General features: G+C 31.2%; 20 protein-coding genes and 1 other annotated feature. Of the genes, 15 read left to right on the top strand and 5 right to left on the bottom strand.

Going from position 1 to position 25,134, the window contains the following annotated elements; all coding sequences use genetic code 11:
• Window positions 1-32: 32 nt before the first annotated feature.
• Window positions 33-1,403, bottom strand: coding sequence for a D-alanyl-D-alanine carboxypeptidase family protein (locus bsdtb5_RS08385; RefSeq protein WP_271715574.1), 1,371 nt, complete (start codon window positions 1,401-1,403; stop codon window positions 33-35).
• Between the two features lie 255 nt (window positions 1,404-1,658).
• Here bsdtb5_RS08385 and bsdtb5_RS08390 point away from each other — a divergent pair, with 255 nt between their 5' ends.
• The 3 genes from bsdtb5_RS08390 to bsdtb5_RS08400 all read left to right on the top strand — a co-directional run bounded on the left by bsdtb5_RS08390 (window position 1,659) and on the right by bsdtb5_RS08400 (window position 3,051).
• Window positions 1,659-1,976, top strand: a complete 318-nt coding sequence (locus tag bsdtb5_RS08390; protein WP_271715575.1) for a PadR family transcriptional regulator — start codon at window positions 1,659-1,661, stop codon at window positions 1,974-1,976.
• Window positions 1,977-2,789 (top strand): DUF1700 domain-containing protein, encoded by an 813-nt coding sequence (locus bsdtb5_RS08395; protein WP_271715576.1) that lies wholly within the window; start codon window positions 1,977-1,979, stop codon window positions 2,787-2,789.
• A 76-nt stretch (window positions 2,790-2,865) separates the two neighbouring features.
• Window positions 2,866-3,051, top strand: a complete 186-nt coding sequence (locus tag bsdtb5_RS08400) for a PspC domain-containing protein (protein WP_271715577.1) — start codon at window positions 2,866-2,868, stop codon at window positions 3,049-3,051.
• Between the two features lie 75 nt (window positions 3,052-3,126).
• Here the strand turns inward: bsdtb5_RS08400 and bsdtb5_RS08405 are convergent, their stop codons facing one another.
• A complete protein-coding gene (locus bsdtb5_RS08405) occupies window positions 3,127-3,483 on the bottom strand; it encodes a response regulator (protein ID WP_271715578.1) in 357 nt (118 codons plus the stop codon).
• A 446-nt stretch (window positions 3,484-3,929) separates the two neighbouring features.
• On the opposite strand from bsdtb5_RS08405, the gene bsdtb5_RS08410 reads away from it, so the two are divergent.
• The 3 genes from bsdtb5_RS08410 to bsdtb5_RS08420 all read left to right on the top strand — a co-directional run bounded on the left by bsdtb5_RS08410 (window position 3,930) and on the right by bsdtb5_RS08420 (window position 9,636).
• Complete coding sequence (locus bsdtb5_RS08410; RefSeq protein ID WP_271715579.1) at window positions 3,930-5,816, top strand: glycoside hydrolase family 3 protein; 1,887 nt, start codon at window positions 3,930-3,932, stop codon at window positions 5,814-5,816.
• A 131-nt stretch (window positions 5,817-5,947) separates the two neighbouring features.
• Window positions 5,948-6,164, top strand: a binding site (T-box leader).
• Window positions 6,165-6,296: 132 nt separating this feature from the next.
• Window positions 6,297-8,069 carry an arginine--tRNA ligase gene (gene argS / locus bsdtb5_RS08415; protein ID WP_271715580.1) on the top strand — a complete coding sequence of 591 codons (1,773 nt, stop codon included), beginning with the start codon at window positions 6,297-6,299 and terminating at the stop codon, window positions 8,067-8,069.
• A 226-nt stretch (window positions 8,070-8,295) separates the two neighbouring features.
• Window positions 8,296-9,636: an ATP-binding protein gene (locus bsdtb5_RS08420; RefSeq protein ID WP_271715581.1), complete on the top strand. Its 1,341-nt coding sequence runs from the start codon at window positions 8,296-8,298 to the stop codon at window positions 9,634-9,636.
• Window positions 9,637-9,948: 312 nt separating this feature from the next.
• Here bsdtb5_RS08420 and bsdtb5_RS08425 read toward each other — a convergent pair whose 3' ends face one another.
• Together bsdtb5_RS08425 and bsdtb5_RS08430 are read right to left on the bottom strand one after the other, a co-directional pair.
• Complete coding sequence (locus bsdtb5_RS08425) at window positions 9,949-12,084, bottom strand: RNA degradosome polyphosphate kinase (protein WP_271715582.1); 2,136 nt, start codon at window positions 12,082-12,084, stop codon at window positions 9,949-9,951.
• A gap of 2 nt (window positions 12,085-12,086) precedes the next feature.
• Complete coding sequence (locus bsdtb5_RS08430; RefSeq protein WP_271715583.1) at window positions 12,087-13,628, bottom strand: Ppx/GppA phosphatase family protein; 1,542 nt, start codon at window positions 13,626-13,628, stop codon at window positions 12,087-12,089.
• A 223-nt stretch (window positions 13,629-13,851) separates the two neighbouring features.
• On the opposite strand from bsdtb5_RS08430, the gene bsdtb5_RS08435 reads away from it, so the two are divergent.
• The 8 genes from bsdtb5_RS08435 (at window position 13,852) to abc-f (ending at window position 22,992) form a co-directional block, all read left to right on the top strand.
• Window positions 13,852-14,205, top strand: a complete 354-nt coding sequence (locus tag bsdtb5_RS08435; protein WP_271715584.1) for a GntR family transcriptional regulator — start codon at window positions 13,852-13,854, stop codon at window positions 14,203-14,205.
• 87 nt (window positions 14,206-14,292) lie between these two features.
• Window positions 14,293-14,982: an ABC transporter ATP-binding protein gene (locus bsdtb5_RS08440; RefSeq protein ID WP_330611983.1), complete on the top strand. Its 690-nt coding sequence runs from the start codon at window positions 14,293-14,295 to the stop codon at window positions 14,980-14,982.
• A gap of 14 nt (window positions 14,983-14,996) precedes the next feature.
• Window positions 14,997-15,743 (top strand): hypothetical protein, encoded by a 747-nt coding sequence (locus bsdtb5_RS08445; protein ID WP_271715585.1) that lies wholly within the window; start codon window positions 14,997-14,999, stop codon window positions 15,741-15,743.
• Window positions 15,744-16,069: 326 nt separating this feature from the next.
• On the top strand, window positions 16,070-17,122 hold the full coding sequence (queA, locus tag bsdtb5_RS08450) for a tRNA preQ1(34) S-adenosylmethionine ribosyltransferase-isomerase QueA (RefSeq protein ID WP_271715586.1): 1,053 nt from the start codon (window positions 16,070-16,072) through the stop codon (window positions 17,120-17,122).
• Between the two features lie 197 nt (window positions 17,123-17,319).
• The gene (locus bsdtb5_RS08455; RefSeq protein WP_271715587.1) at window positions 17,320-18,723 is read left to right on the top strand and encodes a PH domain-containing protein; all 1,404 of its coding nucleotides are present in this window, start codon (window positions 17,320-17,322) and stop codon (window positions 18,721-18,723) included.
• A 52-nt stretch (window positions 18,724-18,775) separates the two neighbouring features.
• On the top strand, window positions 18,776-19,174 hold the full coding sequence (locus bsdtb5_RS08460) for a GntR family transcriptional regulator (RefSeq protein WP_271715588.1): 399 nt from the start codon (window positions 18,776-18,778) through the stop codon (window positions 19,172-19,174).
• 67 nt (window positions 19,175-19,241) lie between these two features.
• Window positions 19,242-20,870: a putative polysaccharide biosynthesis protein gene (locus bsdtb5_RS08465; protein WP_271715589.1), complete on the top strand. Its 1,629-nt coding sequence runs from the start codon at window positions 19,242-19,244 to the stop codon at window positions 20,868-20,870.
• Between the two features lie 580 nt (window positions 20,871-21,450).
• The gene (gene abc-f / locus bsdtb5_RS08470; RefSeq protein WP_271715590.1) at window positions 21,451-22,992 is read left to right on the top strand and encodes a ribosomal protection-like ABC-F family protein; all 1,542 of its coding nucleotides are present in this window, start codon (window positions 21,451-21,453) and stop codon (window positions 22,990-22,992) included.
• Window positions 22,993-23,141: 149 nt separating this feature from the next.
• Here abc-f and bsdtb5_RS08475 read toward each other — a convergent pair whose 3' ends face one another.
• Entirely contained in the window at window positions 23,142-24,005 is an 864-nt protein-coding gene (locus bsdtb5_RS08475) for a GNAT family N-acetyltransferase (RefSeq protein WP_271715591.1), read from the bottom strand.
• Between the two features lie 242 nt (window positions 24,006-24,247).
• Here bsdtb5_RS08475 and bsdtb5_RS08480 point away from each other — a divergent pair, with 242 nt between their 5' ends.
• Window positions 24,248-24,934 (top strand): DUF5680 domain-containing protein, encoded by a 687-nt coding sequence (locus bsdtb5_RS08480; RefSeq protein ID WP_271715592.1) that lies wholly within the window; start codon window positions 24,248-24,250, stop codon window positions 24,932-24,934.
• Window positions 24,935-25,134 lie beyond the last annotated feature (200 nt).

The following is a 25,134-nucleotide window of genomic DNA, read 5'->3' on the forward strand; positions in this document are numbered from 1 at the left end:
GGGTATATAAAGATATAAGAATAGAACTTTATTTATTCTCCTGAGTCTGAAACCGGATTGGCTTCGTAATTATTTACGAAGTCAATCATTTTATCTGCTATGATTACCATGTCCACTTTAGTTAGACAGGTATCTACATCAAAAGTAATATTATCAGGTAACAGATTAGAAGTATAAAGAGCAACAAGACTTTTATATTCATCTGTACTAAGTTCTTTATCACTTGTTAATTTTGGTACAATAACATCGTAATCGTCATCTGATATTTGAGCAGGATAAGCCTCGTCTAATATTTCTGAAAAGTCTAGAATTGTGATTTTTTTCTTACTATCCATTGGTTGTAGTTCGGCATTAGATATGGCTTTCATGGTATTGATGAAAGCACTTTCAGTTACTTTATCTTTGGGTTTGAATTCTCCATCAGATGAGCCTGATAATTGTCCTTTATTATAATAATTGCGGATAAGAGATTCATATTTTGTGAATCTTGTATCATAAAATCCTTTGCTTAACGTAATATTTCCATTCTTATAATTTTTAAATGTATAATCTAGTAACTTTTTAATATCTTGATATAGTGCAGTTTTTGTACTATTTCCAAAGAATGCACAGATTACTTCATGCCCTTTATTGTCTTTTGCGGTTACGATAAGAACCTTTCCAGCAGCATTGGTTGTACCTGTTTTTGTTCCAATTATTTGATATAAATTCTTACTATATGGAGCTGTGGAATAAAAAAGATTCGTACTTTTAATCGTTTGTCTTTTTGATTTTCTTGTTTTAGGTATTATATAATTTTTTTTAGCTACTATATTACGAATTGCCTTTTTAGACATGGCATATCTAGCTAATATAGCAAAATCCGAAGCTGTGGTATAGGTTTTATAATAATGATTACCGATATCTAAACCAATTGTATTATCAAAGCTTGTGTGAGTCATATTAAGTTCCTTTGCTTTATGATTCATTTGATGAATAAATTTATTGGTAGACCCATAGGTTCCTACCGCTAATGTTTGTGCAGCATCAGCAGCAGATGCGATTAATAACATATGTAAAAGTGAAGTGAATGTATAGGATACACCAGCGGGCATATGTACAGTTGAGGCATCTGAGGGGATTTTTCGTAATACCTTTGCAGAAGTCTTGATATTTTTACCAGCATTTTTACTTTCGATTGATACAATTGCTGTCATTAATTTCGCAGTACTTGCTGGATATATTCTTTTATTAGCGTTTTGCTTTAGAAGTATTTTTCCTGAATTTGCGTCCATCACTATATATGCGTGAGCATGAACTTTGGGAACGGTGTTAGCAGCTGCGAATGCCTCAGTAGGGCATAAAAAACTACTCAGAATGGTTATAATGAGCAGAATATTGATAAGGTATTTATATTTTTTCATAATGCCTCCCATGAAAGTGTTAGTGTTTTAGATAAAACGAATAATGCCCAGTTTAAGGTTCATATAAGAAAGAGATAAACTAAAAATCTTACATGTCTATACTATATTCTATAAGCAATATATAATTCTTTCAATGAAGAATTTAAAATTTCCAATCAAAAACTAAAAAATAATTTGAAAATATCACCAAAGTAGTTGACTTACAATACTATACAGTGTATAGTATTGTATATCAAATAACAAGGAGTTGATTTTATGGTATTTAATACTGGCGCAGCATTGCTAGACGCAGTAGTTCTTGCAGTTGTCTCAAAAGAAGCAGATGGAACCTATGGTTATAAGATAACGCAAGATGTTCGAGAAGCGATTGAAGTATCGGAATCAACACTTTATCCCGTTTTAAGAAGATTACAAAAGGACGATTGTTTAGAGGTATATGATATGGAATATGGAGGCCGCAATCGTAGATATTATAAAGTTACAACAAAAGGAATTGTACAGTTGAATTTATATTTAAAAGAATGGAAGAATTATTCAAGTAGAATTAATCATATATTTGAGGGGGTGGATTAAATGACAAAAGCTTCGTTTATGAAAGAGTTAGAAAGTTTATTAAGTAATATTTCTACAGAGGAAAGAGAGAGTGCTTTACAATACTATGAAGATTATTTTGCGGACGCTGGAGATGAAAAGGAAGAGGATATTATTGCAGAATTAGGTTCTCCAAAAAAAGTTGCAAAAATTATACAAATGGAATATAATAGTGCAATGCATTCAGGTGATATCGATGGAATCTATACTGAGAATGGTTATAAAAGTACAAAATACGGGGAAGATAAGTACGAAGTACTAAATGCTTCAGAAAAGATAGAAGAGAATACTGATAATAGCAAGAAGGATTCATATTATAATGATTCTGATAATATGTATAATAATACGAAGGATCATTCTTATGATAATAATTATAATTCGAATTACTATTATTCGTCAAACCGAGAAGAACCTAGAAGAGAAAAATCAAATCTGTGGTTAATCATAATATTAGCTATACTAGCAATACCAGTTGGAATTCCTGTCATCGTTACTGTATTTGCACTAGCAATTTCAGCAGTAGCAGTCGTATTTTCATTAATGATAGCTTTCTTTGCTTTAAGCATAGGTTTATTTGGTGGTGGAGTAGTAGCTGTTGTAGCAGGAATAATAACGTTATTTACATTGCCTATGAATGGAATCTTTATGGGTGGTGTTGGACTTATTTTATTAGGATTAGGTATCCTCTTTGGAATCGTAAGTATAACAATAGTCAAAACATTACTACCTGGATTCATCCGAGGTATTGTTAATTTTCTTAGTAAAATTGTTCACAGGAAAAAAATTATCACTTAATCCTATTAGAAAAGAGTGTAATTAAGATATAATGATATTGTAAAGATTAGCATATTAGATTAAGGAGGAATTTATTATGGAACCAAAAAAAATATATCGTTCAGACAGTGATAAAATGATCTGTGGTGTATGCGGTGGATTAGGTGAATATATTCATGTTGATCCAACAATTATTCGTTTATTATTTGTAATCTTTGGATTCACAGGAACAGCAATATTAGCTTATATTATTGCAGCAATAATAATACCTGTTAAATATTAATTGAACTATTAGTGAAAAATATAAAAGAGGATGAATACTTTTTAAGTAAACATCCTCTTTTTTCATATCTTAAAATTATAAAACCTTATCAATAATAATATTCAGCGTTTCAGGATTAAAAGGTTTTACGATGAATTCAGTTGCACCACACTTAACAGCATCAACAAAATAACTAGGTTGTTCTTCAGCAGCAACCATTACGACTTTAGCTTTTGGGTTAAGCTTCATGATACCTTTTAATGATTCAATGCCATCTAATGTTGGCATAATGATATCCATAGTAGTTAAATCAGGTTTTAACTCTTTATATTTTTGAATTCCTTCATATCCATTCGACGCTTCGCCAATAATTGTATGACCTGCGTCCTCTAATAGATTTTTAAGAATCTTTCGCGTTGTTTTTGAATCATCTACTAAAAGAATTGTAGCCAATTGTATACCCCCCTTTATAGATAAGTTTTGCTTTTAATTAGGTATCATATAATAAATTACATAAATCATCAAAAATGTTGTTTGAATAGGAAGTAAGCACGTTCTTTTTAGAATAATATATAAAATGGAAGATTTATACATATACTATACACTATAGCTGACAAATTGAAAAGTCAAAAATAATGGAAAAAGTAAATAAATAGTAAAAAAGGCATTCTATTATGAGAAAATAGTATCAATTAACAGAATAATAAATTGCTTTTATAATGAACTAGGAAAAAACGATTACATAATTTTAAAACAAATTTTGTTAACGAAAACTTTAGTGACAATTGTTTAGTGCTATGTTAGAATGAATAAAATGGAAAAAAATATACACATGGTCAGTGAATAAACCTTTATATAATATTCAAATATGAATTAATTGGTGAGAAGGTAATGGGATTATGATTAAGAAAAGGAAAAGTGTACTATATATAATGATTATCATTTCCTTAATATTGGTAGCATGTAATAAGAGTAAAAAACAAGAATCAGAACATATACAGAATGCAATCAGTCTAGCTGATGAAGAACAGTTGGAATCATGTATAACTGATACGGGCTCAGAGCTAGTAAAAGATGCAAGATATAGGGATTCTAGCTTGTCTGCGAAAGAAAGAGCTATTGATTTATTAAGCTATATGACATTGGATGAAAAAGTAGGCCAGATGATAATTGGAGAATCAAAGAACAATGAAGTAGAGTCGATTAGTGAAAATCAAATAGGAGGCTTATTAGAGAAGCTATCTGCAAATAGCAATAATAGTGCAGATGATTGGCTGAAACAGAACATATTATATCAGAACGTAGCAAGTAAAACTCGTTTAGGAATACCATTATTCATTGCTACAGAAGATATTTGTGGAAATACCATTATGGGACCAACAATCTTTCCAAATTGTATTGGGCTTGGAGCAACCGATGATAGTAAACTTATGGAACAAGTGGGCAAAGTTGTAAATAGCGAACTGACAGAAGCGGGATTTAATTGGAATATTGTTTCTGTAAGTAGTTATTTAAAAGATAGCCATCCTTCCTTATCATATGAAGGATATGGACAAGAGCTTTCTTTAGTTACTAATTTATCAAATTCCTATTTGAAGGGTTTCTATAATAAGGAAAATTCTTACTCAATACTTTCAACACTTAGTCTATGTTTCGAGGATGGAAAGGTAACAAATAGTAAAACAAATATAGGGCGGACAAGTAGCTATATAACGATGGAGGGTTTAACGTATCCTTATAAAGAAGCAATCAAACATCATGTAAAAGCAATATATATACCCAATATAAAGATGAATGGAAAATTAATTTCGACAAACAGAGATTTGATAATGAATTGTTTAAAAAAAACATACCAGTTCTCCGGAATTGTATTTACAGAGGCAGATATTGATACGGTTAAAAGTTTTGACAGAGAGAAGCTTTTAAAAGAAGAAATTAACTCAGGGATAGACATGTTATTGATTAAAGATTCTTATGAAAATACGAAGAATGCAATTATTAATCTCGTTGGTGATGGACTAATTCGTTCAGATAGAATTGATGAGGCAGTAACGAGAATCTTAACCGTGAAATTCAAGCAAGGATTATTTGATCATTTAAAGAAAAAGGTTTATTATCCACATCTTATTGGTTCATCGAAGAATCGAAGTATTGCTAGAGAAGCAGTCAGAAAATCAATTGTATTGCTAAAGAATAAGGATCATATTGTAAATAATCTCAAAAAGATAAAGAAAATTGCAGTATATGGTACAGCAGCTAAAAATATTAGTATACAATGCGGTAGACTTTCAAACAATCTTCAAAATAAACAAGAAGGGACAACCTTTTATCAAGCTTTAGAAAAACTTCATAATAAAAAAATATATTACTCTGAATATGGAGATAAAGCATTTGATGCAGATGTATGTATCATTGTTGTTGGAGAAGAGCTAGTTAGAATAAAGAATGGATTAGAATATAATGATAAAAGAACTACTCTTAAACTAAGTGCGAATAATAAGGAATTAATTAAAAAAGTAAAGTTGGAGAATGATAAGAAACCGATCATTCTTGTTCTCTATTCTGCAAACCCAATTATAATGAATCAAGAAATTGATATGGTGGATTCCTTTATTGCGGCATGGTTACCTGGAACTGAGGGTGAAGGAATAACCGATGTCTTATTTGGAGATTATGATTTTACAGGAACCTTATCATATCCGTGGCCTAAAAATGAAGGGCAAACAGAGTATGCTTTTCATGTTGGATATGGTTTAAAGAAATCCAATCATAAAGAAAAACAATGAGTTGAAATAGGAACGACTTGATTGAAAATTTAGCGAATGATATTGACAATATTGTCAATTCTGACTATAATAGTAGAAAATTATAGATATAATTATGTTAGAGGTATATACTATAAATATAATACATTATGTTAAATTCTATGATAAGAAGAGTAACTAAAATTATTTATTCAGCGAGTAGGAATGTGGTGTGAGTCCTATATTAATATTTTAGTGAAAAGGACCTTTGAGAAACTGCTTGAGTATCAATATTTGATATAAGGGTAAGTCGTATAGCTGCGTTAAAGCTTTAAGTGGGCTAGAGATAGCCAATTTGAGTGGTACCACGGATTATATTCCGTCTCTTACATTGTAAGAGGCGGTTTTTTTGATTCAGTAAAATATTCTTAAGTTTATTCAATTGGATATTTTACAATATTCTATAGCTAGGTTCTGAAGAATGGTTACTTAAAAATGAAAGAAGAAAAGAGGTATGATTAAATGAAGAAAATTATTGAACTAATTAAAAGTGAAATAACAGAAGCTTTTATAAAGAGTGGATATGATGAGAAATATGGCATGGTTACTTTATCCAATCGCCCTGATCTATGCCAGTACCAATGTAATGGTGCTCTTGCAGCCGCAAAGGAATATAAGAAAGCACCAATTATGATTGCAAATGAAGTAGTAGAATTATTAAAAACGAATGCGATGTTTCAAGATATTACAGCCATAATGCCAGGGTTTATTAATATCATATTGAGTAAAGAATTCTTAGCTGAGTATTTAAGTGATGAAATAAAAGCAGAGAAATTTGGCTTAGAAGCTCCTGAGAAGGTTAAGACAATCGTAATAGATTACGGCGGACCTAATGTTGCTAAACCTTTACATGTTGGACATTTACGTTCTGCTATTATCGGTGAAAGTATTAAGAGAATCGGTAAATATGTAGGCCATAATATGATTGGTGATGTTCATCTAGGTGACTGGGGCTTACAGATGGGACTAATTATCACAGAGTTAAAGAAAAGACAACCAGAATTAGTATATTTTGATGAGTCATTTGAAGGTGAATATCCAGTAGAAGCACCATTTACAATATCAGAGTTAGAAGAAATCTATCCTGCGGCAAATGCATATTCGAAGGAGCATGAAGATTATAAAGAAGAAGCTAAGATGGCGACTTTCTATCTTCAAAATGGTAGAAGAGGATACGTGGCATTATGGAATCACATCTTAAATGTTTCGGTAAATGATTTAAAGAAAAACTATGAAAAATTAAATGTATCATTTGAATTATGGAAAAAAGAAAGTGATGCACAACCATATGTAGCTGATATGGTAGAATATCTAAAAAGTAATGGCTTTGCAAAATTAAGTGAAGGCGCATTAGTAGTTGATGTTAGTGAGGAAAGTGATACAAAAGAGATACCACCATGTATTCTTCTAAAATCCGATGGTGCAACTTTGTATTCAACAACAGATCTTGCAACAATCATTGAGCGTATGAAATTATTCAAACCAGATGCAATCACTTATGTTGTAGATAAACGACAGGAATTACACTTTAACCAAGTATTCCGTACTGCAAAGAAAACAAAAATAGTAGATGATAACGTAAAATTAACTTTCTTAGGCTTTGGAACAATGAATGGAAAAGACGGTAAGCCATTTAAGACAAGAGATGGTGGTGTTCTTCGACTTGAGACATTGATTCAGAATGTATCCGATGCGGTATATGAGAAGATCATGAGCAATCGTGAAATGGAAGAAGCAGAAGCGAAAGAGATTGCCAACATTGTTGGTCTTTCTGCTCTAAAATATGGAGATTTATCCAACCAAGCACCAAAAGATTACGTATTTGATATTGATCGATTTACTTCTTTTGAAGGAGACACTGGCCCATATATTTTATATACAATCGTACGTATCAAATCAATTTTAAATAAGTATCAAGAAACAATAAGTAACGAAACAGTAAATATTGAAGGTGTTATCCCATCTTCTAGTGAAAGTGAAACTAGTCTTATGTTAGAACTTGCAAAGTTTAATGATATAATTTTAAATGCATTTGATGAAAATGCACCTCATAGAATCTGTCAATACATCTATGACGTTGCAAACGCATTCAATAAATTCTATCATGAAAACAAGATTATAGCAGAAGAAGATAAGGTGAAACAGACGTCTTGGATTAATTTAATTACTTTAGCAAAGGATATCCTTAATACTTGTATTGATATTTTGGGATTTGAAGCTCCAGAGCGTATGTAATTAGTAATGACAATTAAATATTATTTCTATTGAATCATTGATTCAATAAATTGAATGACTGAAAGTATGCTAAATTAATGAAATAGCCATATTTTCAGTCATTCTTGAAAACAGAAAATTCATGTTTCATTGAATACTTGATGAATTCAGATGTTAGATTATCAAGTATAGTATAAGTTTTTATAGGAAGTTTATTTGCAAATAATAAAAGGAAGAAGGAATAAGTATGTATCAGCAGACAGCAAAATTAGTAGTATATAAGAATTTAGGTAGAGACAGTATCTTATTTCAATTAGCAGAAATATTTAAAGAAGTTAAGAAAGAAAGTAGACAAAATAATAATCAGGATTATAAGCAAGGCATTGATGAGATTAGAAAAGAAGAATTTGTGAAACGAATCTATGAACAAATCAATCGTTTACTTGATGTAGCTACCAAGTATGGATTCGATGAGAATCTTTGGCAAAACTATTTGGCGTATCTGCTAGCAATGAATGAAAATCCTTTTAGTATCACATGTGAGAAAGTAGGAGCAAAAGAGGGTTCTGTAAATTCCTTTGCTAAAAGTGATTTTAAAATATTTAAAAACCTGTTCCATTATGATTTCTCAGAAATTGAAACTTTACTAGCTATTGATTGCTTTCGCATTATTCAAAATTATAAAGCAATTGAAAAGAATGGTAAACGTTATAATAAAAACGTCAGTGATAAAGTAAGAGACTTAAGCAATAGAATCGCGAAAGCAAAAGATGAAGAAGAAATCTTTCAAGTAGTTACGAACTTTTATAAAGAATACGGAGTTGGTAAATTTGGCTTAAATAAAGCTTTTCGACTTAAAAAAGAGAATAATGAGCCAGTTCTATATCCAATCACGAATACAGAAGATATCTATCTGAATGATCTTGTAGGATATGAAATACAAAAACAAAAATTAGTAGAGAATACCGAAGCCTTTGTTGAAGGAAGAAAAGCGAATAATGCTTTATTATTCGGAGATAGTGGAACTGGTAAATCAACTAGTGTAAAAGCAATCCTTAATGAATACTATTCTAAGGGACTTCGAATGATTGAAATCTATAAGCATCAATTCGAAGATTTGTCCTCCGTAATTGCTCAGATTAAAGATCGTAATTATAAATTTATTATCTATATGGATGATCTATCCTTTGAAGAATTTGAAATAGAGTATAAGTACCTAAAAGCAGTCATAGAAGGCGGTCTAGAAACGAAACCAGACAATGTCTTAATCTATGCAACTTCCAATCGAAGACACCTAATTAAGGAAACATGGAATGATCGAAGTGATATGGATACAGAATTACATCGTTCTGATACAATGCAAGAGAAGTTATCCCTTGTCGCAAGATTCGGAATTACAATTAACTATTCCGCACCAAATCAAAAAGATTATTATAAAATCGTACTGGAATTAGCCCATAAACATAAGATACCAATGTCAGATGAAGAATTATGCAAAGAAGCAAACAAGTGGGAGCTAAGCCATGGAGGTATGTCTGGCAGAACAGCACAGCAATTCATTAATTATCTGGCTGGGAAAATACTATAGTTAAATATATCCCATAGATAATATCAGCCCCCAAAAGTAGTATATAATAGAATAAGACTGGGTGGGCATAGGACGCCTTTTCCTTTCTTGTGATAGTTCTTAATTCATTTTTATTTGGTTTAGATATAGGAAGCTCGATGTTTGACGAAGAATGAGGAGTTCGAGCTTCCTATATCTGTTTTACCAAATCAAAATAAATTTAGAAATATCCAAGAAAAGAAATGAAGTCCTATGCCCACCCAGTCTTATTCTATTATAGAACACCTCCAAAGGCTGATGTTATCATGAACAATATCTAACAATTAAAACCCACTATTCCTCATGAATCAACGGTTCAAACACCCTCTTATTATAGACATCATCTGAAGTACTAGCTTCCTTAATTGCTTTCTGACAGAAGTATTCTTGTGAATCCAAGGCTTTCTTACCTCTCTTATCTACTTTCTCATAGGTATCTTCCGCAGTTAATACATGAGCTTTTACGGTATCCTTTAACTCAATCTTTAGAATATCAATTATTTCTGCTTTTAAACTTTGTGCCTCTACAGGAAATAGTATCTCAACACGCTTATCGAGATTTCTTGGCATCCAATCAGAACTACCAAGGTATACTTCTTCATATCCACCATTTAGAAAATAAAAGATCCTTGAATGTTCTAAGAAGTTTCCAACTATTGACCGAACCGTAATGTTCTCACTTATTGTAGGAATACCCACTTTTACAGAACATATGCCTCGAATGATAAGTTCAATCTTAACACCCGCATTTGAAGCTTCATAGAGAGCACTAATAATGGACTTATCACATAGTGAGTTCATTTTTGCGATAATATGTCCCTTTTTACCATTTCTAGCATGTTCCGTTTCTCTGTGAATGAGTTCTAAGAATTTATCTCGTAACCATAGAGGCGCTAGGGAGAGTTTATTCCAGGTAAGGGGTTCTGAATAACCGGAGAGCATATTAAAGACAGCAGTTGCATCTTCTCCAATTGGTTTAGAACAGGTGAGAAGTCCAAGGTCAGTATATAGTTTTGCAGTAGAATCATTGTAATTGCCTGTTCCTAGATGTACATAACGTCGGATCCCATCGTCTTCTTTCCGAACAACTAGCGTTATTTTGCTGTGTGTCTTTAAACCTAATAATCCATAGATAACATGGCAACCTGATTGTTCTAATTTTTTGGCCCAGTTGATGTTATTTTCTTCATCAAATCTAGCTTTTAATTCAACTAATACAGAAACCTGCTTTCCATTTTCTGCAGCATCTGCTAACGCAGTGATGATTGGTGAATTGCCACTAACTCTGTAAAGTGTTTGCTTAATTGCAAGCACATTTGGATCTAATGCAGCTTGCTTTACAAAGTCTACAACAGGATCAAAGGTCTGATATGGATGATGGAGTAGAATATCTTTTCTACGAATTTGGGTAAAAAGATCTTCTTCGTGATTTAAATCTTTGACAGGTTGGGGAATATATTTGGTATGTTTTAAATGATCAAATCCATCAAGGGAGAATAATTTCATAAGAAAAGTAAAATCAAGTGGACCGTTCATTTTCAAAATATCGTGATCTTTCACATGAAGCTCTTTTTTTAATATCTTGAGTAACCTTTTATCAATGTTATCTTCGACATCGAGTCGTATTACTTCACCCCATTGCCTCTTTTTAAGTTGTTTTTGAATCTCCTTTAATAAATCAGCAGCCTCATCTTCATCAATCGAGAGATCAGCGTTTCTCATAATTCGATAAGGATAGGCACAGATGACTTCATAATTTAGGAACAGTTTATGAATATTTTTCTCTATTATTTGTTCCAATAATATAAATGTTATATCTGAATCTTTAGAAGATGGGATTGGAACAATTCTAGGTAATACATTAGGCACTTGAACCGTTGCGAAATCATATTCTTCGGAATCCTTCTCTTCACGAATTAAGGCACCAATATTTAAAGTTTTATTTCTTATAAGAGGAAAAGGTCTTGAGGAATCTACGGCCATTGGCGTTAACACAGGATAGACATCATTCATAAAGTAGTCGTCAACATATTTACTTTGGATATCAGTTAAATTCTCATAATGAGGTACTATAGTGATATTTTGATTTTTCAATAAGGGTAGTAAAGAACGATTATAGGTATTGTATTGAGTATTCACAAACTCATGCGCTTTTTCTGAAATAATTTTCAATTGTTGTTCGGGATTAAGGCCAGCGATATCTTTTTTGGTATAGCCAGCATTAACCATATCCTTTAAGGAGGCGATTCGAATCATAAAAAATTCATCAAGGTTAGAAGCAGTAATGCTTAAAAATTTTAATCGTTCAAAAAGTGGATTGGATTTGTCTTTTGCTTCACCTAAGACACGATAATTAAAATCAATCCAACTAAGTTCTCTGTTGGTGAAGTATTCAGGTTTATTAAATTCACTTTTATTATCATTAGCCATAGTTAGATACTCCTTTTCTGTTTTAGAACTGGTCGAATTCCATATACTTCTTCGAAATAATCTGCTTTACTTTCAAATAGCCCCATTTCTAACGTAATATCTCTAATCGTCTTAGCAGTAATCACTAATAAATTATCCTTTAGTGTTAATTGAATATCAGAAAATTTTTGTTTATGACTCTTATCCATTGCATTTGCTATTTTTAGGATTGCACTTAATTTACTAATCTTTAAATAGGTTTCTTTATCACAGGACATACTGATAGCATTATAACTTGGTAAGTTATTAATACTGTACTTTACCATATAAGCTATCATCACGCGTTCAAGGTGTGAGATTCCTATTATTTCAGTAGACATGATAATGTTATAGGAATTATTACTAACATCATTCATATTTATAAATTTACCACAATCATGAAGAATGACGGCAATTTGAAGCAATAAACGTTCCCGTTTTCCAAGTCCATGCAGTTTTTTGATTCGATCAAACACATTCAGTGCTATATATTCAACGTTTTTGTTATGGACGGTATTACATTGATAGCGACTTGCAATATTGGAAGCTGCCGAAAGGATATCATCCGTAAAGTTATGCGTTGGTTTAATAAAATTTTTCTTTTTAGCATAATCTGCAGCTAGTGCATCACATAGAGTGGTGCCTGGAAACCACATAACCTCTGCCTTTGTTTCACGGAACATTTTATGATATATCATAAAGGTTGGAAGAAGTAAAACGGCTTGTTCTTTTTGAAGGTTTAGTAGTTTACTGATGCCATCTATAGGTTTCTGCAATAATGTAGAATAGATTGTTTCAAATGTATCACTTTGAATTGAGTCAGTGTCAGATGGTAGCGATTGATTGGCATACCGAAGAATTTCACCAGCATAATCACCTACCGCGATTATCGTTTTTATTTTAGTATCATCTAAGAAAAGATTTTTAAAAGTAAGCATATCGGTATCAATGTACTCTGAGATTAGACTATAGTAATTAGAAGTTTTATTCTCGAGATCAGATAAGAGTTCTCGAATACGCAAGGAACCTAACCGAATGTTCTGCGTTGTGATAAGTGATTTCTTATCAAATAAAGAAATCTGTATACTTCCAGCACCAATATCTACAATGGCAGTCCCTTTTTCAATAATTCTATTAAATTCTGCTTCGTGTAATGCAATTGCTTTGTAGCATAAGAAACGCTGTTCAGAATTGCTTAATACTTTTACATGAATATTAGAGCTTAATTTGATTTGATCTAGAATCATAATATAGTTGGAGGCTTCCCTAATGGCGCTTGTAGCGCAGGCAGTATACTCAACAACACTGTATTCCTTCATTTTTTGTGAGAATTGAATTAATACATCACATACTTCTTCTACTAGTTCATGACTTATCTTACCATATGTATAAGTGTCAGAACCTAGTTCAATGGTATGGCGTACTTGTTCTAATTCCTTTATACCGTTCTTTTTAGTAAATTCAAAGATCTTCATGGATAATTCGTTAGAACCAACATCGATTGCAGCAAAAGTAGTAACAGGCATATCATCCACCCCTTTTCTTATAATTAGTGAGTTGTAATGTAAATTAATAATGATAAGGATAGCTAAATGTGTTAATTAGTATGTGTTATTATACATTTTACTATTTAGCTAAAAAAAACTCTACTAAAATTTTCAAAAAGTAGTTGACATTTACATTGATGTAGTGTACTATCTAACTATGGAACTAGAAAAATAGAAAACTATTAAGAAAGGAGACTGATTTATGGAGTTTGATACCAATATTCCAATTTATGTGCAAGTGATTCATGATATAAAAACAGAAATCGTGTCCGGAATATTGAGCCTTGGTGATAAATTACCATCTGCGAGAGAGCTTGCGTATAAATATAAAATCAATCCGAATACCGCAGCAAGAATATATAAAGAATTAGAAGCAGACCAAATATGCTATACAAAAAGAGGAATAGGAACATTTATTACAGAAGATAAAGATATCCTAGTGGAAATTAAAAAAGAAATGGCTAGTAATTTATTAGATAATTTTATGAGTGGAATGATGCAGATTGGGTATTCAAAAGAAGAAATAATTACCTTGATTCAAAATCAAGATAAATAAATTAATATAATTTTAATGTAATTATAATGGAAACTAATCCATATTATGTTAAAATGTCACTATTAAGTTAATGAAGGAGAGAGCATTATGATGTTAGAAAGTAAAAATCTTGTTAAGAAGTATATGACAAAAACAGCTGTCAAAAATATTTCCCTTTCAATAGAAAGAGGAAGAATTTATGCCATATTAGGACCTAACGGAAGTGGTAAAACTACTTTTATGAAAATGGCAGCAGGCCTTGTAAAACCAACGAATGGAACAATTACCTATGAAGGCCTACCAATTGGAATTGAATCAAAAGAAAAAGTTGCCTATATGTCTACAGAACCATTTTTCTATAGTTATATGACGATTGCAGATGTAGGTAAATATTATCAAGATTTCTTTAAAGATTTTGATATGGCAAGATATGAAGATTTGATCCAGAAGATGGATCTAAATATGAAAGATAAAGCAAAAACATTATCCTCTGGTCTTGCAGCTAAGCTAAAGATTGCAGCTACACTTGCAAGAAAAGCAGAACTATATATGTTAGATGAACCTCTTAATGGTATTGATATCATTGCAAGAGAAAAGATTATTAATACAATCTTAGAAGTAGCAAATGATAATACATCAATTTTAATCTCAAGCCATTTAGTAGATGAATTAGAGAAAATTATTGATCATGCAGTATTCATCAAGACAGGTGAAGTTGTATTAGTTGGCGATGCAGATAGATTACGTGAAGAACATGGTAAATCAATTGTAGATCTCTATAAAGAGATTTACGCGTAAGGGGGATATGAAATATGTTAAAGTTAATGAAATATGAATTTAGAAAACAGGCCTTTTCAAAGGGCGTCATCTTAGCATTATTAGGTTTAGTGGAAGTACTTTTTGGATATAGTGTTATTTTTGATAATGAAAATGTATTAGGAACATCAGTATTTCTTTTAACAATGCTCTCATTTGCATCATTAATTTTTGTTGCTTATGAGTCAATCATTACTTTTTCCAAGGATTTAAAAGAAAAATGTAGTTACATGTTGTTCTTAGTACCTAAGTCAACATACAGTATTATTGGAGCAAAAGTATTAAGTGCAGGAATTCAAGTAATAGCTGTTGGGTTATTATTCTTAGCAGTTAGTGCAGTAGATTTTTCAATCTTAGTTGCAAAATACTCCTCTTTAGCAGAGATTACAGATAAAGTGAGAAAACTAATTTCTGCTGTTATTGCTTATGATATTAATGGATCAGATGTATTTTTAGCATTTTTTAATGTATTACTTAATTGGATTTCTATTATTACAGTAGCGTTTTTCTCAATTACTTTAAGTACTACATTTTTAGCAAATAAGAAATTTAAAGGTGTTGTGAGTTTTATAATCTTTGTAGTTCTAAACTATCTATTTGGTCTTATAGTAAGAACAACGATTGGAGATCAAATTAATTATACACAAACAAAAATTATTTTGGATTGCTTATATTATATTTGCTTTACAATTATCACATATTTTGGAACTGGATATATGTTAGATAAAAAAGTTAGTGTCTGATTTAAGGAAAGTTTTGCATTAGAATAACTGTTATAAAGGGGCTGTGTCAGAGTGCACAGTCTCATTTTTTTATAAAAAAATAAGCGTTTGGTATCTTTTGAATATAATTAAGTATAAAAATTATTGTAACGAGTCCCCTCTAAGTATTATAATATAAGCAAAAATAGTAGATTTTTATAAGAAATTACATTATAATAATGAAAGTATGTAGATGAGAATAAGAATTAAAGGGTATGGAAGATTGCGGACATTAAAGCGATTTAAACCTACTTCTCTATCCAATAGATTTTTTATTAGTCATCTAAAATTGAAAGGCATGAAGAAAAATGACATTAAAAGATTTTGATTTTTATTTACCAGAGGAACTTATCGCACAAGATCCATTAGAGGATCGTTCAAGTTCAAGATTACTTGTTCTTAATAAAAATACAGGTGAATATGAACATAAAATATTCCGAGACATTATAAATTATCTACGCCCAAATGATTGCTTAGTTATCAATAATACGAAAGTAATTCCAGCTAGATTAATAGGTGAAAGAGAAGAAACAAAGGCAAAAGTGGAATTGTTATTATTAAAGCGCCAAGATAATGATATCTGGGAATGCCTTGTAAAACCAGGGAAGAAAGCAAAGATTGGAACAAAGATTATCTTTGGTGATGGTTTATTAACTGCAGAAGTAGTTGATATTATTGAGGAAGGAAATCGTCTCGTACAATTTACGTATGAGGGAATCTTTGAAGAGATTCTTGATCAGTTAGGTCAGATGCCACTTCCTCCATATATTACACATCAATTGCAGGACAAGAATCGTTACCAGACTGTATATGCGAAATATGAAGGCTCCGCAGCTGCTCCAACTGCAGGTCTGCACTTTACAAAGGAATTATTAGAGCAGATTAAGGAGAAAGGGGTAACGATTGCAAATGTTACACTTCATGTAGGGCTAGGAACATTTCGTCCAGTAAAAGTAGACAATATTCTAGAGCATCATATGCACTCTGAATTCTATCAAATAGAACAAGAAGAAGCAGATAAGATTAATAATGCTAAGAAAAATGGTGGAAGAATCGTAGCTGTCGGAACAACAAGTTGTAGAACTATTGAATCGGCATCCGATGAAAATGGATATGTAAAGGCTTGCAGTGGAAATACAGAGATTTTTATCTATCCAGGTTATAAGTTCAAAGTATTAGATTGCTTAATTACGAATTTCCATCTACCTGAGTCGACCTTATTAATGCTAGTATCTGCACTTTCGAGTAGAGATACTATATTAAAAGCATACGAAGAAGCTGTTAAGGAACGTTACCGTTTCTTTAGTTTTGGGGATGCAATGTTTATTACAGATGATGAAATAATAAAAGAAGGTAAATAATCAAAAAAGAGTAGAGACTAATAGTTTAGCCTCTATTTTTTTACGTTCTTATGCAAGACCCTCGAATCATTAGAATTATATTAAATTGATTGAAAGTCTTGCAATTAAGTATTATTTGTATTAGTATATATAATACAAATAATACTTAAATAGGGATACGATGGTAATTATATATCGTTCCAGAAAGAGGTGCTACAATGGACTCAAAAGATTGGATACTTACAATTGTTTTTCTAGCAATACATTATATATGGTGGATTAGTTTCTTATATTCATATCATATGGAGTCTGATATGAAAGCGAAGAGGTTATTCACAGTATTTGTCCCAGATGAAAAGAAAAGAAAAATGAATATTCAAGAGATAATAACTAAGTTTCAACAGAAATTAGTTAGTTTACGATGGATTATGCTTCTGACATCAGTGATATTTTTACTACCAATACCAATGTTATATAAAATCATATATCTAGTACTAACTGCTTTTCTGCCAATGTATCTTTTATATAAAGAAGCGAACAAAGCTAGGCAGTCTATACTTAGGATTAAGAAAGAGGAACTTTGGGAAATAAGCAGTGAAAAAGTAGTTCATATCGATTTAGGATTAAATGAGCAGATTACAGAAGCGATGTTACCGATGGGTTACTTTCTGATACCAATCTTAATGCAATTTCTTGCATTAAGTTATGATGAATGGAAAGGTCAGGGATTATCTGTACTAAGTATAAGTTCTATATTCTTATTAGGCATGGGAGTGCTAGGATATTTTCTTCTAAGACGATTGCCAAATAAAACTTATTGTGATGACCATGATAAAAATAGAAATGTGAATGAGATGCAAAGATACTATTATTCCTTATTCTTATTTTATGTAGTTTTAATGGATGCCTTTATTATGCTAGCAGTAAGAGTATTTGAATATGCAACACCAAAAATGTTAACTTTTGTTTGGCTTGGATTTATAATTGTCTTAACTTTTTTAGTCTTTTTAGCAATTAATAGTGTTAGTAAATATAGAAACTATAAAAATAATATGTTACAGAGTACAACACAATATGATAATCAGGCAGAGACATATTGGAAATATACTTTATTGGGTTCTATCTATCGCAATCCTTATGATACAAGGCTTTTCATTGACTCGAATAATGGTATGACTATAAATATGGCAAGACCAGGTGCGAAGATATTTTTTGGAGCAATCTTTGGTGGTGTATTCTTGCTGTTATCTTACTACTTTATCTACCCAGCATGGTTAGATCATAATCATAAATTAGTAGAATTAAGTGTAAATCAAGAAGTGGTTGAAGTATATGGACCGATGTATTCTAATCAGATATCAATAGAATCTATTCAAAATGTTGATTTAATTACGAAGCTCCCTCATGGAACTCGTACATGGGGAACAGGCACGTTTACCTATATGACTGGGAACTTTAAATTAGATACTTATGGAAAGTGTAGGATGTATGTTGCTAGCAAACATAAGGCTTATGTTGTTATTACTACCGATAAGGGTATTGTCATAGTAAATGATGATGAAATAGCGAAAACAAAAGCAGTTTATACACAATTAAAACATATGCTAGAGTTGCAAAAATAAAACAACATTATAAAATAAAAACAATTCCAAAATTGAAGGGAAGGAATATATAATGATTATAAAATTAGATTTTGAAAGCGAGATTCCAATCTACCTTCAAATACGAAACGAGGTTGTAAAAGGAATTGGAAAAGGCCAATTAGCAATAGGAGAACAACTTCCAACTGTGCGATCGCTTGCGAATGACATTGGGATTAATGCAATGACAGTGAACAAGGCATATGCTTTACTTAAGAAAGAAGGATTTATCACGATTGAGCGTAGGCATGGAGCAAAAATAAGCCCAAGATATCAATCAAATATCGATTATAGTGAGAGACTCGTAAGCGAACTTGATCTATTAACAAGTGAAGCAGCAATACGAGGATGTGATAAAGAAACGTTTTTAAGGTTGTGCGAACAGGTATATCAAAGCATTCATGTTAGGAGACTAGAGGATGAGAAAATATAGGATACCATATGATGGTAATATGGTATATAATATTGGTGCACGATTTTAAGGAAAAGTAGGATGAAATATGGCAGGAAAAAAGAAAAATAGTTTTTTAGCTCAAGCTGGAATCTTAGCAATTGTCGGTATCATATGTAGAATAATTGGAGTCTTATATAGAAGTCCACTAACTCAAATAATTGGTGATGAAGGAAACGGTTATTACAATACCGCTTATCAAATATATGCAACGGTGTTATTAATTTCGTCTTATAGTATTCCATCTGCAATATCGAAAGTGATTGCTGAGCGTCTAGCAATGAAAGAATATCGTAATGCCCAGAAAATATTTATTGCCGGAATAATATATGTGACCGTAGTTGGTGGAATAGCTAGTATTATAACATTTATTGGGTCGGGTTGGTTTGTAGGAAAACAATCTAGCATGGTATTAAAAGTATTTGCACCAACCATATTTCTTTCTGGTATCCTTGGTGTATTGCGAGGCTATTTTCAAGCTCATAAAACTATGATGCAGACATCCGTATCACAGATTATTGAACAAATATTAAATGCTGTAGTTAGTATATTGGCAGCTTATCTTCTTATGAGTACAGTTGCTAATGCAGATAGAACTACAAAAGCTGTGTATGGTGCAATAGGTAGTGCAATTGGCACAGGTTCAGGAGTAATGATTGCATTGATTTTTATGTTATTTGTTTACAAGATGAATCAATCTTTTATAAAGAGTAGAATGGAACAAGATGATACCAAATATGCATTACCCTATAAGAGTATATTTAAAATTATTATATTGATGATTACACCTGTGATATTAAGTACGTTCCTTTACAATTTTAATACTTTTTTAAATCAGACGGTATATCTTAAACTATATGCAAATCTAAATAATATCTCATCTGAGAAAGCATCAACATTGTATGGTATATTTTCAGGAAAAGCGATTATTATTGTAAATATCCCAATAGCAATTGCAGCATCGATATCTTCTGCTATGATACCAACGATAGCTGGAATGTACGCGCAAGGTAATCTTAAGGCCACTAATATAAGAATAGCAGAAGCAATTAAAACAACAATGATTATCATGATTCCTTCAGTAGTTGGCTTAATAGTTTTGGCGGAACCAATAGTTCGATTATTATTTCCTCAAAAAGAATCATTAATGTTAGCTGCTAGCTTGTTAAGAGGATTAAGTATTACTGTCCTGTTTTATGCGATTTCAACTATATCAAACGCGATATTACAAGCCATTGGTAAAGTGAATCGTCCTGTTATAAATGCTGGAATATCGTTAGTAATTCAAACATTGGTATTGATACCATTACTTATCTATACTGATTTAAATTTATATTGTATGGTGATTGTGACTATTGTATATGCGATTCTTATGTGCATCCTGAATAGTATATCAGTCAGAAAGGAATTGGGATATAAGCAAGAGATTAAGCAAACTTTTTTAATGCCTATTTTATGCGCTTTAGGTATGGGAGTAGTAGCTTATTTGGTATATCAGGGATGTTATTTTTTGATATCAATCAATAGTATTTCCTTAATGATTAGTATTATATTTTCTGCAGTTACTTATTTTTCGTTGATGATATTAACACATATGATTGGTAGAGAGGAACTGTTAAGGTTTCCAAAAGGAATATATTTGATTAGGATTGCTGAAAAGTTTAGACTATTATCGTAGTAAGATAATTAATTAACCTAATATAAGAAGTTTATATAATAATAAATGTAAATTCGATTATAGAAGAAAGATTGACATAATCATACAATGATGTTAGAATAAATTGGTAATAAAATCATGAACCAAGAGGTTGAGAAATAAAATGAGATTAAGAAAATAATTCTTTTACAGATTAATCAAATACGTAGTTACAAGGTTAGATAGCTAGGAAAGATAACAAAGTAAGTTACTTTACGAATTTACGATGTTAATATTTGCAGCTATTTGGTTTAACACGCTTATTTATACTTTGTAATTTGAAAGATATAACAAATATTAAATGTTATCTTTTTACGTATTCTTCTGTACAAAGAATTTTTTTATGCTTATTTTGTATCTTGAGCTCTTTTTTTGCTGTTTAAGTTTACGAAAGTGAGGGATAAAAATATGTTTTTTAGTAAATTACGTAACCAAGAACAATGCTAGTCAGATCGGCGCATTTATGATGAATAGTAGAATTATTATTTGTGTATTTTCATAATACGCCGTCCTGGCTAATCTGAAATTGAAATTGATTGTCAGGAAAGGAAAAGTGAAGAGAATGTCACAATTATTAATAAATGAGATGAGTTATAGTTATAAAAAATATTATGAACCAATTTTTGAGAATGTTACTGTTAACCTTGATACTGATTGGAGATTGGGGCTTATCGGTAGAAATGGAAGAGGAAAAACCACTTTGTTAAAGCTAATCCATGGGGATCTAATTCCAGATACGGGGAGAATTATGAAAGACGTTCAAACCGAGATATTTCCATATGAAAATCAATGTTCTTATACCAATACAATGGATGTTATAAAAGAAAATATCTGTGGGTTAAGAGGCATGGAAGATCATCTAACAGATCTTAATGTTCTACAACAATATTTAGATGCAGATGGTTATGAGATGGAGAGTAGAATCAAAAGGGAAATGAATCGAATGCAGCTAAGAGAAGAATTATTAGAACAAGATTATGATACGTTATCAGGTGGTGAGAAAACAAAATTTCTGTTAATTGCATTGTTCTTAAGAAAAAATTTCTTTATTCTTTTAGATGAACCGACGAATCATCTTGATATTGAAGGAAAACAAACTGTTGCTGAATATCTAAGTAAGAAGAAAGGATTTATAGTTGTATCACATGATAGAGAATTCTTAGATAAAGTAATCGATCATGTAATATCCATTAACAAAGCAGATATTGCAATTGAGAAAGGTAATTATTCCTCTTGGAAAGAAAATAAGGATAAAAAAGAACAATATGAGTTCCGTACAAAAGACAGATTAGAACGAGACATTATTTCTTTAGAGAAAAGGGCTGGTACAGCTAGAAATTGGGCAGGAGCAGCTGAGAAAGAAAAGAATCCATTAAAAACACATAACAGAGGAAATGGAAGTAGGGCAGCAAAATTCATGCGTCAAGCTAAAAACTCAGAGAAACAAGTGCTGAGTAATATTGAAGAAAAGAAAACATTACTGTTAAATTACGAAACAACACAGAAACTAGAAATAATTCAAGAAAAGTTAGAAGAAGGATGGTTTCTTAAAGTGAAAGATTTATCCTTTGGATATAATGAAAGAATTCTCTTTCATGAACTTTCACTTAAAATCTACCCTGGAGATATCATCTGGATACGTGGTAAAAATGGAGCAGGAAAAAGTACTTTATTGCAGCTCTTAAGTAAAAGAATACCTAATGAAAATATAGAATATTGCGAAGGGTTAATACTCTCGGAAGCATATCAGGAGCCTTTATGGAATAATGGATTCTTACGTGAACGATTTATTTTAGAGGGAAAATTCAAAGAAGAGGAGTTTGAACGATTCAAACATTTATGTAAGATTTTTGATTTACCAGATGATTATATAGAACGACCGCTTGAGACATACAGTAGTGGAGAAAAGAAAAAAGTTGATATTGCAAGAGCTTTAGCGGCTAAGAATCAACTTCTGTTCTTGGATGAACCGCTAAACTTTATGGATATATATTTTAGAGAGCAATTGGAGAAGGCCATATTAGAGTATCAACCTACAATGGTATTTGTAGAGCATGATATCAGGTTTGGAAATAATATTGCAAATTCGATTATAGAGCTTTAAGTGAAAAGATAGAATATACAAGGAATAGACAGAGAACTTGCTCATTCTCAGCAAAGAATGAACAAGTTCTACTAAAAGTAAGTATGTATAGTACATGTACGAAGTTAGATTAATCATTAATATTCTTAAGAAACCAAGATAGTTTATTTTTAATTCTTTATGTAGGTATCCCATGAATCGTGTACTTGTTTGGTAAAGAGTTCTCTTAATAACATAGCGTCGTCATCACAGTCATCAATTTCAAGTTCTAAATAGGTATATTTTTTATATAAGTTATCTAATATGTTATATAAAAATTTCTGATAAAGTAAAATTCCACTTTCATCCTTCGTTGAGTTACCAATATATCCAACAGATATTGTGTGATTATCCACTTCATAAGAAAGTAGGTAGGAACAAATATGATCTTCATTCACTGTTACATAGCTATCAGTTTCGGATAAATCATCAATGATGTAAGATTTAAAGTTATCTACTGTAATGCTTTTGGATAAAGGATTAATCAACTTATGTTTCCTCATATAATCTTGATATAGTGTCTCATATACTGTATTTTTTTGAAGAGGATTTAATTCAGTCATTGGTATTAAAACAGTATCAGTAACAAAATATAATTCTTTCATATCTTCTTTTTTAAAAATAGGTATATAACATTTTCTGGCTAAATGGAATCCGCAGGAAGTAGCAAAATGAGTTGCTGACTCATTTTGTGAGTCAAATGCAGTCTGCAGGTTATTTAGAGTACATTTACTTTTCATATATTCAAATAATAGCTTTCCATAACTTTTCCGACGATTAGTTGGAGAGATGAAAATACTGATATATTCTCGATATGGATGAATTGCATTCATCCAAAGTGCTCCGATACCGATTATTTTATTAGTTGTATAGATTAAAAAATAATTATTCTTCATGCTATATGAAGGAATATAGTGTATATCAGTGGATAAGAGATTGGTTATATCTTTGTTGAATTCACATTTCCACTCTTTTATTGTGATATTATTATCCATATAATCCTCTTAATGTTTTATTTTTATTATACAATACTTGTCAATGCTGATAATTTATATAGTATTTATAGAGGTAACTAGAAGAAATAGAAGTTGACAACGAATAGTTGCTAAATTGCTATACATGGTTGGTGGAAATAATTGAAATTACATGATATTCTTAGTATGGCTATGAAATAACAAAGTAATATACATATAAAAGATAGATAAGTGGTACCACGAATAGGGAGGAGCAAGTTAATATGGTTTTTCAAAATAAATTTCAATTATTAAGAAAGCAAAGAGGATTCACGCAAGAAGATTTGGCTGAAAAATTAGGGGTAACAAGGCAAGCAGTAGCAAAATGGGAAGTTGGGAGGGCAACTCCCGATATTGATAAATTAATTCATATAAGTGATATATTTCAGGTGTCTATTGATTATTTACTGAAAACAGAAGAAAGTTGTACAGGCAGATGTATACCGGAGATTAATATAGAAAATGAGGACGATGCTATTTTTGAGTTCTTATGTAAAGCAAAGAGAGTAACTTATGCTGGAAAAGGAGATAAGGAAGAGGTATCTTCTAGACCCAATTCGATTGACTATATGTATTCAGAAGGTAACTATAAATATATAGATACCTATATTGGTGGAGAAATATTCGCTGGTGAAGAAGCTATCTTTATCAATGAAGTACCATTTTGGACTATGAATTATTGTGGAAGAGTTCTGTCAGAACAATTTTCAGGGGATTTTCTTAAAGAAGCACTACTGCTAGTACCAATAGATAAACCATACCGTGGGCCTGAATTTCATCAGAATGGTTATTATACCTATATTAGTCATGTAGATGGCGATAATAGTTGGTTTTACGGTTCAGAAGAAATATATTATCAAGAGAATAAAGTATATGATTGTCTATATCATGGAGGAAAGTTAAAGAACTAAAATTAATGTACTAAATAAATAGATGACTTTCAGCTTATCATACCGCTATTAAAATGTAATTCGTTTTACATTTTAAATAGCGGTATTACTTCTAATGATACTGTTTAATTTTATTCACTTAAGTTCACTGTTTGACGAACAAAGTGAGGGTTTGCACTTTTTATATCTGCTTTTATCAAGTACTTAGTAAATTGAAAAAA

The sequence above is a fragment of the Anaeromicropila herbilytica genome, assembly GCF_016591975.1.
Classification (GTDB): domain Bacteria; phylum Bacillota; class Clostridia; order Lachnospirales; family Lachnospiraceae; genus Anaeromicropila; species Anaeromicropila herbilytica.